General features: G+C 35.7%; 10 protein-coding genes. 3 read left to right on the forward strand and 7 right to left on the reverse strand.

Features of this window, described 5'->3' with window-relative positions; genetic code table 11:
• Positions 1-181: 181 nt before the first annotated feature.
• From AACZ49_RS13975 to AACZ49_RS14000, 6 genes are all read right to left on the reverse strand, one after another.
• Positions 182-2,428 (reverse strand): MMPL family transporter, encoded by a 2,247-nt coding sequence (locus AACZ49_RS13975; protein ID WP_339656080.1) that lies wholly within the window; start codon positions 2,426-2,428, stop codon positions 182-184.
• 119 nt (positions 2,429-2,547) lie between these two features.
• The gene (locus tag AACZ49_RS13980) at positions 2,548-3,336 is read right to left on the reverse strand and encodes a DUF547 domain-containing protein (protein WP_339656082.1); all 789 of its coding nucleotides are present in this window, start codon (positions 3,334-3,336) and stop codon (positions 2,548-2,550) included.
• Between the two features lie 389 nt (positions 3,337-3,725).
• Entirely contained in the window at positions 3,726-4,313 is a 588-nt protein-coding gene (locus AACZ49_RS13985; RefSeq protein WP_339656083.1) for a superoxide dismutase family protein, read from the reverse strand.
• Between the two features lie 151 nt (positions 4,314-4,464).
• Positions 4,465-5,106, reverse strand: coding sequence for a YceI family protein (locus AACZ49_RS13990; RefSeq protein WP_339656085.1), 642 nt, complete (start codon positions 5,104-5,106; stop codon positions 4,465-4,467).
• A 73-nt stretch (positions 5,107-5,179) separates the two neighbouring features.
• Positions 5,180-5,917 (reverse strand): DUF2490 domain-containing protein, encoded by a 738-nt coding sequence (locus tag AACZ49_RS13995; protein WP_339656087.1) that lies wholly within the window; start codon positions 5,915-5,917, stop codon positions 5,180-5,182.
• A 17-nt stretch (positions 5,918-5,934) separates the two neighbouring features.
• On the reverse strand, positions 5,935-9,195 hold the full coding sequence (locus AACZ49_RS14000) for a hypothetical protein (protein ID WP_339656090.1): 3,261 nt from the start codon (positions 9,193-9,195) through the stop codon (positions 5,935-5,937).
• 211 nt (positions 9,196-9,406) lie between these two features.
• Here AACZ49_RS14000 and AACZ49_RS14005 point away from each other — a divergent pair, with 211 nt between their 5' ends.
• The gene (locus AACZ49_RS14005) at positions 9,407-10,450 is read left to right on the forward strand and encodes a glycoside hydrolase family 43 protein (protein WP_339656092.1); all 1,044 of its coding nucleotides are present in this window, start codon (positions 9,407-9,409) and stop codon (positions 10,448-10,450) included.
• Positions 10,451-10,471: 21 nt separating this feature from the next.
• Here AACZ49_RS14005 and AACZ49_RS14010 read toward each other — a convergent pair whose 3' ends face one another.
• Positions 10,472-11,065 carry a methyltransferase domain-containing protein gene (locus AACZ49_RS14010; RefSeq protein WP_339656094.1) on the reverse strand — a complete coding sequence of 198 codons (594 nt, stop codon included), beginning with the start codon at positions 11,063-11,065 and terminating at the stop codon, positions 10,472-10,474.
• Between the two features lie 156 nt (positions 11,066-11,221).
• Between AACZ49_RS14010 and AACZ49_RS14015 the strand changes: the two genes are divergently transcribed.
• Positions 11,222-14,452 (forward strand): S41 family peptidase, encoded by a 3,231-nt coding sequence (locus AACZ49_RS14015; RefSeq protein ID WP_339656096.1) that lies wholly within the window; start codon positions 11,222-11,224, stop codon positions 14,450-14,452.
• Positions 14,453-14,558: 106 nt separating this feature from the next.
• The gene (locus AACZ49_RS14020) at positions 14,559-15,713 is read left to right on the forward strand and encodes a C45 family peptidase (RefSeq protein WP_339656099.1); all 1,155 of its coding nucleotides are present in this window, start codon (positions 14,559-14,561) and stop codon (positions 15,711-15,713) included.
• Positions 15,714-15,753: the final 40 nt, after the last annotated feature.

The raw sequence follows: 15,753 nt of genomic DNA on the forward strand, positions 1-15,753 counted from the left end.
CCAAATACATTTAAAGTGCCAGGGCATCTTAAAAATGTGAACTAAAAGTAACCACCTAAAACTACTAGTGTTATGGAATACCTACTTTTTACATTATGGATTAGCTTTATGATTTTTTTAGTTGGCAGAACTATTTTTGCCTATAGATCACTAAAAAGAACACTTCACAGAACAAACAGTTCTATTTAATTAATTTTCTTAGCAGCACAGGTAATAAAAGCAAGTCTAATATTAAAGCTGTCACCAAGGTTACGCTTATTATCAACCCTATGGTTATACTTGGTTGGTGAATAGAAAATAGCATGACCAAAAATCCGAAAAATAGGATAATGGTGGTGATGACCAATGCTCTGCCAGTTTGGGCGAAAGTTTTTTCAAGCGCAGCCTCTTTGTCCAAGCCTTGCGTAATACCTAATTTATACTTTCCTAAAAAATGTATAGTGTCGTCAACGGCGATACCAAATACAATTGCGAAAACTACAGATAACGAAGCTTCTAAGGGTATGCCTAAAAATCCTAAAACTCCTCCTGCAAATAGAATTGGTAGAACATTCGGAACAAGAGAAATTAAAAAGATTTTAATATCTCGAAAAACAAATGCCATAATTACACCAATCAACAATAGGCCATACAATAGGCCTTCTAACAAACTACTTCTAATATATTCTGAGTTTTTGTCCAGTAATATACTTTTGCCGGTCACTTTAACCGTAACGAGAGTAGTATCTAGATTAGTTTTTGCAAAACTGTCAATACTATTATAAATAATTTTTAAGCTATCGGTTCCTACATCTTGTAATTTACCATTAATCCGTGCAACGGTTTCGTCACCATTGATAAACCGAGCCAATTGTTTTCGGGCTAGTTTACGTGAATCTTTTTGATATTCTATAAATGTTGCTTTGTCGTCTGGTAAGGTGAAAAATGCAGCATTATTCAGATTATTAGCTTTATTTATAATTTTGTACGGCAAATTGGCTGACTGTATATTCCCAATAATTTTAATTGTTTTTAAATAGGTAAGGAGTTTTTCAATTTCCTGAACAATTTCGAAATCAGTAACCTTATGGCCATCTGTGCTCATTACCGCAATCTCTATAGGTCTGAAGCCAGCATAGTTATTTTGAAAATATTCGAAATCTCTAGCAATTTCACTTTTTGCAGGTAGCGTTTGTTTAAACTCGTTGTTGGTTTTTATTAGATAAATACCAAGAAAACAGAAAAACGTAAAAACCAAAGTACCCAAAATAATAGCATTGGGATAGTTTTTAGTAAACGTATTTATCTTTAAAAGAGCGTTGACCCAATTTTTAGAAATACTTTTACGTCCAATTAATTTTTTCTCTGGAAGACTTATTAAGAGAGAACCAGTCAATAAAATTACAGTAGTATAGGCCACTATAACCCCAATTGCCGCGTTAATTCCAAATTCTTGAATACTTACTAGTCTAGAAGAAAGAAGAGTCACAAAACCAACGGCAGTGGTAATCGAAGTAAGTAAAGTAGTCATACCAACCTCTTTCAGTGAGGAAATAATTGCATCATATCTAAAAATACCACTTTGCAATTTTCGAATATAACTATCGGTGAGATGAATAACATCGGAAGTACCAACAATGAGCATTAATACTGGGTAAAATGCGGCCATAGCATTCAGTTCTTTTCCTAAAGCAGCTAATAATCCCATGAAAAGTAATAAGGACATGGCTATCGAAAAAACCGAAATCAAAACTACAGGCATACTCCTATAAACTAATAGAAGAATAATGAAAACTAAAATTGAAGCGACTATAGTAGTGGTTAAAACTTCACTTCTTTGCATTTCTACTATGGCTTCATAAAAAAAGGCCCTACCCAGTATATGATAATTAGTTAATTTGTTACTTTTTAAAGAAGTTCGTATTGTATTTAGCAATACCTCAGACTGCTTATAATTTAAGTTATCCACGGTCTGTAAAGCCAGTACCAAAGATTCTCCTTTCTTATCAATAAGGACATTTATGAACAGAGAATCTTCTTGAATTTTATGCCAATCTTTTTGATATTGATGAGGGTCATTTATATGAAATATTGGTAATGTTGTGTAGCCAAAAGAAGTTTTTAAAGGGTAGGAGAGTGTCGTTAAAGAATTACTTTCCAATACATACTCAAAACCCTTACTTTCTTGAGAAAATGCTTGAAATTTATTTAGAAAATCTTGCTGAAATACATTTGGTTTATTTTCAACTGCAATGAGTAAAAAATTATCATCGGTTCCGAACTCTTTAACATATGAATCATAAAATGCTAAATCTGGGTCTTCCTCTGGAAAAAAATGACTGAAATCGAATGAAAATTTTAATTCATCTAATTTAGTGGCAGATAGTATACCTAAAAGGATGAAGCAAACAATGCATATTATTTTGAGGGAACCTAGGCTAGCTTTCATAAATGAGAGCGAAATCTAATTTGCAATTTCAGTTGCAAAGTTACCATTCTAGTTATTAATTTCGGCAAAAGAGGTAAATAGAAAACTTAGGTCATTACGTATAACGAATGTAAAGAAAACTATAAATCAATGAAATTGTCAAGATCTAAAGTCCAATCGTAGTTATCGTAATTAAGTTCAATACCTTCAGTAACAGGAATAAGACCGTTCTTCTTTAATATATTTTTAATTCCTTCTTTTCCGCCAAAATCACCCCTAAACCAACTGAATAAGGAGTTAACTGTAACTTTTTTCGAATCTGCTTTAAATGATGTTGTTCGCACAAGATAGTTTTTAGTGCCTTTACTAAATTGTTCTTGTAAACGTTCCCATTCGTAAATTGCAACAGGGGGGCAATCTTTGGCTCCACAGTTTAATGCAAAATGTACATTGAAAACAGGTTTGTTTACCCGCAGCCTTCTCTCAAATTTGTTAGGGAACCATTTTCTTATATAACCCAAACCATATTCCCATTGCGATTTTCTAATAAGTCCGTGTTCAATTTTGGCAAATGATACCGTTTCGCCTGCAATTTTTATTTGTTCTAATTTGAAAAAAATTCCACGATCATTATATAAATTGGGGTTTTTATTTAAAATAACCTGTATGTAGGCATTGTAGATATTCAGCCAAAAGGCCAAACGTTTATCATTGGTGTCAAGGGCATTTTCTAATTCTTTAATAGAGGTATTTGCTAATACATCTTGTAGATCTTGGGTATCTTCATTTTTCTTTATTCGTTGTAAAAAAGATTCAGATAATTCATTAAAATCTGTAATTGGAGAAGTTGAATTTTGTGCTTGTAGATCGTTCTTATCAGTGAAGAATAGTGTATACACGGTTAGCAACAAATAAAATTTAGTTTTCATGGTCTTTTTTTAAGACAGCCTAGTTATATAATAATAAATAAACGGTTCATGTAGCCTTTTGTCGAATACGTATTCAATAATTTACATATTCTTTTGTTTTATTTTGAAATAGTATTGACTTCATTATTTATATTTTATTGATGGTCTAGGAGTAATACCCTACATATTTATTTGGTAGTGTTAATGAAGAAACTACCAAAGGTGCTGTTTTTCTGAATATGACTCAGTACTAATGAACACTGCTGATTGCTTTGGTATAACCATCTTTACAATTCACCCAAAATTCAATACATTTAAATTTTAGATAGGCGAGTATTGGTAATTTTTAATCCATTTTTAAATAAAAAAAGCTGCTCCTAGAACAGCTTTTAATAAATCCATTTTTAATTCTATTGAATTAAACCGGCACAACTAATACGAGCACCAGCAGCACCACTTGGTTGACTAGTTAAATCATCGGTACCCTGGTGTACGATAAGTCCTTTGCCGACTATATTTTTGTTTTCATCATCACAACCAATACACCATTGGTCCGTAGAAAATTCGACCATACCCTCGCCATTGGATTCTGCCGTAAAATTACCGATATCACCTTTGTGATATCCTTTTGCATCACCCCATTTACCATGTGGTTCATTGGTGGGATTCCAATGACCACCAGTTGAAGAGCCGTCAACAGCAGAGCAATCTGCAGTTTGGTGAATATGAATGGCATGTTCCCCTTCAGTAAGTCCGGTAAAGGTAGCGGTCATGGTAACTTTCCCATCATTCTCAACGAAGCTTACTTCACCAGATACCTCACTATCACTTTTAGGTTCCATTAGCATAGAAATACGGTTGGTCGTAACTTCTTCAGCTACTTTTTCCATTTCACTATCCATTTCGATATTTACGTTGTCGGCCTCTTTCTTTGCATCTTTACAATTATAAAAACCTGCCACAGTTAGAACAAGAACTAATATTTTAATATTTTTCATAGTGTATATATGTTTTAATTATACTTCAAATAAACCATTTTAACAATCAATTTCAAACGAACAAAATGGTTGACGTTATCTATTAAATGGTGAACGTTAAAAATGATCTATAAATGAAACTCCATCAGTATCAATGACTTGGTTTACTAAGTTAGTTGTTTTTTTGTAGTGTAACTTCTGCTTGTAAAGCGACTTCGCTCCAAGTTTTACTAATACCATCTTTACCAGTGTGCAAAACCGCACATGCCTTGTTAATAGACGAAACAGCATCCAAAGCATTCCAATTTTCCAAGTCCATTACTCCTTTAAAAGTGATTTTAGAGTCTCCATTCATCTCATATGAAAGTGGAATATTCTGTGTTTCACCGTTTAAGGTAATATCAATGGAACTTTTGTTGTTTTCAACTTTGAATATCCCTGAAATCAATTCAGTATTTTTCATCACTCCGAAGAAAAATTCTAAAATTTTTGGGTCTCTAGTTCCAGTAGGATCATTGGTAAAAAGGCTACTTACGGGAATACTGAATTCTGTACCGTTTAAAGCTTCCATAGCCGTTTCGCCACTATTGGTTTTTGTAAAGTTGATTTTTTGGAATCGTCCACCAACAGGAAGTTTTTCAGTTGTTTTATATGCCGTAAAACTGACCTTTGTTGAATCTGGAATTAGGCTGAACATTTCGGAAGATTTCGCCGCAACTTCAACGTCTTTATTATCTTGATTTTTTTTGGAATCCTTACAACTTGAAATAAGTATTACTAGAGCACTAAGGAATGTGAATGTTATTTTTTTCATTTTCAAGTGATTTATTTTCATTATAAAGTTACTGATTATATAGCATGACAAAAACAATTACAGGGACTAAATATTAATCAATATTATTTACTTTTTTGTTGAATATTTCTCTCAAATCAGTATTGTAAAAAACACCTAATTGCAAACGGTCAAAATCAGTATTTCTAAAATGATTTTTTAAATAGCCGAATTGCATACTTAAGTTATCGGTAACATTAAGGCCTACGGCCGCATACAAACGATTTTGGCCAAATGCTTCATTCTGAAGATTGATGAAAATTTCATCGTAAAAGTTCAAAAAGAAAATATCTGTGAAAGGAACGGTCATTTGAAGTCTATATCTCGCTCGGTGTAATGTATTGCTTGTACCAGCGTAATTATTTTGCACAAAACGTTGTTCCAATCGATATCGGTGTTCAAAATTAAATTCCCATACTTTATTCTTAAGTATAAACTGTTCAAAAAGCCGATGTTCAGAAATAGAATTATTAGAAATCAAAATATCGCTAGCAATAATATCAAACTCGGTATAGCTTGGGTCCGTCTCAATAAAACCATAACCTAATGTTGCAATTGCATCAGGGTTAATGTGATAGTTAATCCCAGTTCTCAATAGCAGCTGATTGAAATTGGATGCAGTCTCGTAATATCGGAACTGTGCTTCGGTATGTATGCTCCACTTTTCAGCTATTTTATTGGTGCCGAAATACATAAACCAATTACCTAGTGCATCTTCGCCTGTTACCTCGGTTTGGGCATTTGTAGTTAGAATTGCTGTAAATAGTACTAGTAAGAAAAAAACCTTTCTCATTAATTTGTCGTCTAGTATTAGTTTAATTTAAAAACTTTCGTCTCTTTAAACGGTGAAAGTTTCAAGTTTTCCATTTTACTTTTATAATCGCTCCAATCGGTAGAGAAAAAAGAATTGGTTTTTATCAAAGCCGATTCCAATTCCTCTTTTGCAAATTGTATCAATTGTTTTTCGGTATCGGTCATTCCCTTTTTACGAGAACCAACATATCCTCTAGCTGTCCAAATACGTTCCATAACCGTCATTGTCGTATCAAGTGTAATTCCCTGCCTTTTATCTTCTTTACCTAAATATAAGGTCATTACGGTGTCTATTTGTTTAGCTATTTTCCTTGATGCATCAATCTGTTCCTTGTATTTCTTTTCGTCTAGTTTTTTTAAATCCTTCTGAAACTGCTCTGCTACTTCTTTGCTCACCACTAGTTGTTTAACAGCATCGGCAGCTTCTTGCATAAATGATTCAAGTAACTTTCCGTTGGTATAAACCTCGCTTATTCCTGTTGTAGAAACTTCTAGTCGTGGGTCTGGTTTTACTGTTATTTTACGTTCTTCAACCAAATCACCATACATCATTTTAATGGTATAGGTGCCCGGTTTTACAGCTACACCACTAGATTCGTTCTTTTTCGTCTGAACTTTTCTTGAAGGTCTATCCCCACCTTTTTCATCCATGCCCCAATAAATTCTATGGAAACCGGCTTTTTCTGGAGTTTTATATTTTAAGGTGCGCATTAATCGGTCTCCGTCGTAAAAATCGAACTGAACGGAATCTTTCTTTTGTACCCCGGTCAATTCTGGTTTATCGGTTATAGAAGCATCTTCTTTTTTCTCAACATCGTCTTTGTCATTGCTCGCTAGCGAAGCAATCTCTTTGTCTTCATCTTTCGTACCATCTTCTTTTTTCTTCCCTTCTTTCAGGTAATAGGTAATCATAGCGCCAGATTTTCTGTTCTCACCTTGGTACATAGCATCACCACCAAAACGACTTCCTGTAGGTTGCTGGTATGCTGCTTGATACGCAGTAGGGGGAGTAAATAAATCGATTTCCTTATTCAAGATACTTTTATCGGAAGCTAGGGCGCGTAAGGGTCGAATATCATCTAACACCCATGCTGCACGGCCAAAAGTTCCAATCACTAAGTCATGCTCCTTAGGATGAATGGCCAAATCTTTAGTAGAAACGGTTGGGAAGCCTTCCGTCCATTTTTGCCATTTTTCTCCAGCATTAAAAGAAACATACAGACCGTCATCTGTTCCTAGAAACATTAAATTAGGATTTTCTGGGTCTTCAATAATCGAAAGGGCATAGCTATCTACATCATTCGCATCTACAATTCTAGCCCATGTTTTACCGTAATCTTTAGTACGGTAGGCGTAAGGTGTATAATTGAATCTTCTATAATCATTGGCGATTAAAAGTGCTTCACCTTTATTTCGTGAAGAAGCTTTGATCTGCGGAATCCAACTTCCTTTTGGTAAACCTTTAATATTAGCCGTTACATCGATCCAAGTTTGACCGGCATTTTGAGTGTAATGAACACGCCCATCATCAGAACCTGTCCAAAGCATATCTTTTTCAACCGGTGAAGGTTCTATGACCAATATGGTGGTATGGTTTTCTGCGCCTGTAGCATCCATAGACAAACCACCGCTTTCACTTTGTTTTTGCTTTTCTGGGTCATTAGTAGTTAAATCTGGCGAAATAACACGCCATGTTAATCCCTTGTCAGCACTTTTATGTACGAACTGGCTACCAAAATAAATGGTGCTATTATCGAATGGATCTTGACTTATAGCCGAGTTCCAATTAAAACGCAATTTGGTATTCGCATCTGGCGGTGTAGGGCGTACAATATAATTATCACCTGTTAGATAATCAAAACGCTGTACATAGCCCTCTTGGCTCATCGTATAGCCATATCTAGAATCAACAGGATCGGGCACGACATCGAAACCGTCACCAAAACTAATTTCTTGCCAATAACTATTACGTATACCTTGTGCTTTCCAAACATAAGCAGGCCCTCTCCAAGATCCGTTGTCTTGCATACCTCCATAAACATTATAAGGATACTCGTTGTCGGTTGCAATATGGTAGAACTGAGCCACTGGAAGATTACCGATAAATCGCCATGTTTTTCCACCATCTTTAGAAATGTTTAGTCCACCATCATTGCCGTCCATCATAAACTGGCCGTTGTTTGGATGTATCCAAAAAGCATGATGATCTGGGTGAACCCCATTGTCAACACCGTATGCAGGCATTAGTTGATTAAAGTTTTTACCGCCATCTTGTGAAACGTTAACATAGGTAAATACAGAGAAGACCCTATTTTCATTGTCTGGATCTACATAAATTTCAGAATAGTAAAATGGTCGATTTCCGATATCCCCTTTATCATTAATTTTATTCCATTTAAAACCACCATCTTCAGATTTGTAAAGCGCATTTTTTTTCGCCTCAACCAAAGCATAGATAACATTGGGTTTTCCAGGGGCAATGGCAACACCGATTCTACCTAAATCACCTTTTGGTAGCCCGTCTTCTTCGGTCAATTTTTTCCAATTCTTGCCTCCGTCATGGGTCATATACAAACCACTACCAGATCCACCAGAATTAAAAAACCAAGGTTCACGTTTATGCTCCCACATGGCAGCAATTAATTTGTTCGGGTTGGTTGGGTCCATAATTAAATCGGCGACCCCGGTTTTATTATTTACAAAAAGTACTTTCTCCCAAGTTTCGCCACCATCGGTAGTTTTAAAGACTCCACGTTCCGGATGCTCGCCCCACGGAGAACCAATGGCACCAACATAAACGGTGTTAGGGTTCATTGGGTCGATTTTTATACGGTGAATGTGTCTTGTCTTTTCTAGACCCATCGCTTTCCAAGTTTTACCGCCATCTAACGATTTGTAAACGCCGTAACCGCCGTTTAAACTATTTCGAGGATTACCTTCACCTGTACCGACCCAAATAACTGAAGGATTGTTTTGTTGAATAGCAACCGCACCGACAGAAGCCGTAACCTCTTTATCGAAAATGGGTTCCCATTTGATACCTCCCGAATTAGATTTCCAGAGTCCGCCAGAAGCGGTACCAACATACATTATATCAGGGTTGGCATTGACCACATCAATAGCCGTAACACGGCCACTCATGCCACCAGGCCCAATATTGCGGGGTTTCAAGTCCTGTACGAGGTCCATTTTAAATTCTTGGGCAGTCACGAAAAAAGATGCGAATAGCAGCAATAGGGAGAGTAAACTTCTTGTCATTTTTTGGTTTGTTAGTTAGGTGTCTAAATATACTGGAAAAGGATGGGTCGATTTCTTAAAGTGTTGTTAAGACGAGGATATGGAAACGATATTGTTTTAATGGGAAAAAATCATTAGATCGGGGTTGATTGATACTTAGGTTTTTAGAATTAAAGAAAGCTTAAATCAAATATGGGAAATATTATTTTACTTTTGAAAAAATGAATGATTTATGAGCTTTAAAGTCAATAGTATTGGTTTGTTGTTGTTTGCATTTGTCTTAGTTTCCTGTAAAACTGATCATAAGACACCTCCTGTTGCAAAGGTATTGGAGAAATCTGGCAACCCTGTTTTCAATGGTTGGTATGCAGATCCTGAGGCGGTTGTGTTCGAGGATAAGTATTGGGTATACCCGACCTATTCAGACGCTTTTGAAAAGCAACTATTTTTTGATGCCTTTTCTAGTCCCGATTTGGTTAATTGGACCAAACATGAACGCATTTTAGATACTACGAATATACCATGGTTGCGACAGGCCTTATGGGCACCTTCTATTATTAAAAAGGAGAACACGTATTATTTATTTTTTGGAGCCAATGATATTCAACGCCCGGGTCGAAATTCGTATGATCCTAATAACGATATAAACCATTATGGCGGCATAGGTATTGCCGTGGCAGATACGCCTAAAGGACCTTTTGAAGATTATTTGGGCAAACCCTTAATAGCTGATTTTTACAATGATGCCCAGCCAATCGACCAATTTGTTTTTAAGGATGTTGATGGTACTTTCTATTTATTTTATGGTGGATGGGGCCATTGTAATTTGGGTAAGTTGAATGCTGATTTTACAGAAATTACACCTTGGGAAGATGGATCTTTATTTAAGGAGATTACACCCGAGGGTTATGTAGAAGGCCCTTTTGTATTCTTAAGAAATGGAACTTATTATTTTATGTGGTCTGAAGGCAATTGGACCGACAATTCGTATAAAGTAGCCTATGCCATGGCCGATAGCATTATTGGACCTTATAAACGCATGGGAACCATTTTGGAATCTGACCCCGAAATTGCCACAGGTGCCGGTCATCATTCTGTAATCAATGTTCCCAATACTGATGAATGGATTATGGTGTATCATAGAAGGCCCATCCCTAATGAAGGTAGAGATCATCGAGTAACCTGTATGGATCAATTAGAATTTAGAAATGATGGCTCAATAAAGCCTGTTCAAATTACAACTGAAGGGGTAGAGGCAAGACCACTTAACCCTTAAATAGTTGTGAGATCGCTCACCTCATTTTTTTTCAAAAATACCAAACAATTCATTGTCTAGTCTTGGTGCAATAGAATTATAGCAGGGATCGAAAGTGATCGTTTTTAAAAATAAGGATAAATAACTGATATATAGATTTTTATCTCCTCCAAAAGGGCGTTTTTCCATATCATCGGTTAAGGGAATATCAAACCATACTCCAACTAGTTTTCCACTTGGTTTTAAAAGTTTTGCCATGTGTTTGGCATACTCGTTTCTATTCGTTTCTGTAGGTACAAAAGAACAAAAAAAGGTCTGTTCTATAATGAGGTCATACTGACCCTGAAACTCGAAAAAATTGGCATTATGAATATGTGCATCGGGGAAATCTGGGTTTCGCACTTTGAATTTTTTTAAAGGAACATCGGTAATATCAAGAATATGCACATTTTTAAATCCTTTTTTCCATAGGTATTCCGCCTCATAGGCATTACCAGCACCAGGAATCAATATTTCGATTGACTTATCTTTTAATTGGTCTACATACTCTTTTATAGGGGTAGAGGCATAACCAATATCCCAACCTGTTTGTAGGTCTTCGTAACGTTGGGTCCAATAATTCTGTTCTTCTTTCAAGACGATTTCTTCCAGTTTTAAACTATAGTAAATTTATACAGATTTAGTGAGTTTTGGTAGCGTATGTAAAAATGGTAACTATTGGTCACACATTGATTGTAGCAGACAAATCAAATCATTATCTTTCGTAACGACTAAATAACAACCAAGTACTATATGAAATATTCTTTTTTCACTGTTTTATTGTTATGTATAACTTTTATAGGTACCGCACAAACAAATCCGAAATGGGCACGGTACCCATCAATTTCTCCAGATGGTCAAACTATTGTCTTCACTTATAAAGGAAACCTCTTTTCTGTACTAGCTGAAGGTGGTATAGCAAAACAGCTGACGTTTCATTCAGCGCATGATTATGCCCCTGTGTGGAGCAAGAATGGCAAAAAAATAGCTTTTACCTCTAACAGATATGGCAATTTTGATGTGTATGTGATGGATTCTCAAGGCGGGCCAGCAACCAGGTTAACCTATCACAGTACTGATGAAACCCCTTTCAGTTTTTCTGCTGATGATTCTACTGTGCTTTTCGGGGCCACTCGTTTAGATGCTGTTTCCCATAGACAATATCCAACAGATACACAGCCCGAATTATATAGTGTTCCAGTACAAGGGGGACGGGTAGATCAAGTATTAACGGTGCCTGCGGAAGATGTACAGGTGAATACCGATGGTAGTAAAATGGTATATCATGATAAAAAAGGATATGAAGATGCGTTTAGAAAGCACCATACCTCTGCGATAACTAGAGATATTTGGTCATACGAACCAGCCACAGGAGAGCACGTTAAATTAACCAATTTTAAAGGCGAAGACCGTAATCCAGTATTCTCAAAAGATGGTAGTTCTATTTATTACTTAAGCGAGCAAGAAGGCTCATTCAATGTTTTCTCTATGTCTTTAAAAGAAGGGTCACAAATTAAGACTCTTACTAATTTTAAAATGCATCCGGTACGTTCATTGAGTATCGGAAATGATAAGTTGGCTTTTGGCTATGACGGTGAAATATATACACTTAAGGAAGGTGAAGAAGCTAAAAAAGTAGCTATTATTATTAGGACACAAGAAGATAGCAACCCTATAAAATATGTATCTGTAAACGGTGGCGTTCAAGAAATGGATATTGCACCCAATGGCAAAGAGATAGCCTTTATAAGTAGAGGCGAAGTTTTCGTTACTTCTTTCGATGGCTCGTTGACCAAGCGCATTACCAATACACCAGAGCAAGAACGTTTTGTAAAGTTCATGCCCGATGGTAAGGGGGTTGCCTATGCAAGTGAGCGAAATGGTAAATGGTCTATTTTTAAGTCCTCGAAAGTACGATCACAAGAACCGTATTTCTTTGCAGCAACCATATTTAAAGAAGATACTTTAGTAACATCTAAAGAAGATATATACCTGCCAGAATTCTCACCAGACAGCACCTATGTTGCTTATATAGAAGGTCGAAGAACTTTAAAAGTAAAGAATCTTAAAACCAAAAATATTACCACCTTATTGACTCCTAATGAGCTTATTCATATGCAAGATGGGGATCAGTATTTTCAATGGAGTCCAGATAGTAATTGGCTTTTGGTAGGTTGGGGCGTATCATTAAGTAATTCTGAGGTGTTATTGATTTCTAAAGATGGTAAACAACGTAAAAACCTTACCCAAAGTGGCTATTATGACGGATCTCCAAAATGGGTAAATGAGGGCAATCAAATCCTATACTTTTCAAATCGAGATGGATTAAAAAGTTATGCCACCAGCGGACAGTCAGAATTAGATGTGTATAGCATGTTCTTAAATCAAGATTCGTGGGATAAATTTAATAACTCGAAAGCCGAATATGATTTATTGAAAATGATAGAGGAGACCGCCAAAGAAAAAAAGGATAAAGCCAAATCCGAAGATAAAAAGAAGAAAGACGATAAAAAGGAAGAGGTGGAAGTAAAAACTTTGAAATTCGATTTGGAAGATGTAGAACGAAGAAAATCCCGTTTAACCATTCACTCTTCATTACTTGCTGATGCCGTGCTCTCTAAAGATGGGGAAAAATTATACTACCTGACTCGTTTTGAGAAAAACCTAAATTTATGGGAAACCGAAATACGTACCAAGAGTACTAAAATGTTGATTTCATTAGATGCTAAAAAGGGTAGTTTACAATGGGATGCTAAAAAGGAAAATCTCTTACTTCTGGCAGATGGAAAAATTGCAAAGGTAGATGTAGCAGCAGCTAAAACAGACCCAGTGAAATTAAATTCAGAAATGTTTTTAGATGCCGATGCAGAGCGTGAATTTATGTTCGACCATATTTGGTTACGTACCAAGGGCATTTTTTATACCTCTACCTTTCACGGTATTGATTGGAATGCCATGCGTAGCGAATATGAAAAGTATTTACCACACATTGGTAATGACTACGAATTTGCGGAAATGATTTCTGAAATGTTAGGAGAATTAAATGTGAGCCATGCCGCTGGGCGGTTTTCAGACAATATCGATAATGGCGATAAGACAGCTTCTTTAGGCGTGTTCGTTGATTATGCCCACAAAGGGGACGGATTAAAAATCACAGAGGTCGTTAAAGGTGGACCTTTAGATAAATCTGGCTTTAATGTAAAACCAGGTATGATAATCGAAAAAATTAACGGAGTTACTATGGGTAATACTATGGATGCCGCATTTTATTTAAACCGTATTGAAGGTAATTTTACGTTACTTGAAATCATAGAGGAAAACGGTAAGCGAAAGCAAATTACAGTAAAGCCTATTTCTCTTAAAGAAGAAGGCAGTTTGTTATATGACCGTTGGGTGAAAAACAATGAAAAAGAGGTCTTAGCAAAGAGTAATGGAACATTAGGGTATGTACACATTCCGGGAATGAGCGATGGTCCTTATCGTACCATTTTTGAAGAAATGTTGGGCAAGTTCAATGATAAAAAAGGAGTCATCGTAGATACCCGTTTTAATGGTGGTGGCGATTTGGTAGCAGATCTGGCAATGTTCTTTACCGGTGTACCCTTTTTATCATATGAAACGGAGGCTAGGGTAGTAGGTGGTGAACCAACCTCACGATGGACAAAGCCAACCTTGGCCATGTTTAATGAATCGATGTACAGTGATGGCTCTTGTTTTGCTAGTGGTTATGTAGATTTAAAAATTGGTAAAACGGTAGGTATGCCCGTACCAGGTACGTGCAGTTGGGCAGGATGGGAAAGTTTGCCAAATGGTGGCCGTTGGGGTGTAGTTCCCATAAGTTCAAAAAACAAAGCAGGTGAGTGGATGGAGAACAATGAAACTAACCCAGAAATTTTGATTAAAAATCAACCTGAGTTAATCGCAAAAGGGACTGATGAACAATTAGAAAAATCTATTGAAGTTTTGATGAAGGAAGTAGAGTAGGGTTACTTTTTAAATTTAAATTTTATAAACATAAAATAGGGATATAGGTAATTGTGCATATATCCGTACGTTGTGCAAAATTAAAACGAACGTCTGCAAATAATAGATGAAAACAGTGATTAAAATATTGATAATAGCTTTAATGCCATTCATGTACATTTCCTGTGGTAACAAATCAAATACATTGGATAAAGTTGCTCTTGACACCACCAACGCTGTTATACCTATCTTGCACTTAAATGGAACAGCTTATGAAAACGGATTGCAACATGGTAAGCTTTTGCAAAAGGAAATTAATGAGCTAGTTGGTATATGGAAACAAGACCTCGAGGAAAAATATCAAATACCAGCAGATACCTTTATAAAAATATTTCTCGACTCAACAAACTATATTCCTTCAATAGAAAAATGGACGCCTGAACTACTTGATGAAGTAAAAGGAATTAGTAAAGGCTCTGGAATTGATTTTAATACAATGTTTGCATTTCAGTTAATAGATGAAATATGGACAAATGGAAAATTAATTGACAAACCACATCATTGTACATCGGTTGGAATAAATAACTACAAAAAGGATGGAAGTTCAAATTTTATTGCTCAGAATATTGACATAACACCATTCTATCATGGTTTTGAAGTTATATTGGATATTAATAATAGTAATTCAGGCACAAGGAAATTAGTAACAACATTCGCTGGATATTTAGGAGTAAATGGTCTAAATAAACAGATTGGAATTACTGAGAATAGTTTAACGGATTTAAAAAGTTCTTTAGATGGTCTTCCAGTGTGTTTTATTTCCAGGGGAGTTTTGGAAAAAAACTCATTTAATGAAGCTGTCTCTTTCATAAAAAAAGTAAAACACGCATCGGGTCAGAATTATCTAATCGGTTCAAAACAGAATATTATTTCATTGGAATGTGCATCTGATTTAATTACTGAATATTGGCCTGATTATTCAAAACAATATACTTTTCATGCCAACAGACCTTTAATAAACAACTCGTATCATCCTTCATATGTAGATTTGAGTTTTTTATATGGAACATGTAGTAGATTTGAAACTATGAGGAATAGAATACAAAATAACGACTCAATTGATATTGGGACTTTAAAAGAGGTTCTCTCAATAGAACCAGTCAATAATTCTAACACCTTTGCTTCGACAATAATGGAGTTTAATGATACCTATAGCGAATTGAATATTTCCACAGGAAAGCCTGATTCAACAGAATACATAATACTAAGAATAGACAAATAAATTTGCATAACAATGGTAACCGTTGCACAAGCCCCTAATC

Origin of the sequence: uncultured Maribacter sp. (assembly GCF_963975365.1) — a bacterium.
In the GTDB taxonomy this organism is placed as follows: Bacteria; Bacteroidota; Bacteroidia; order Flavobacteriales; family Flavobacteriaceae; genus Maribacter.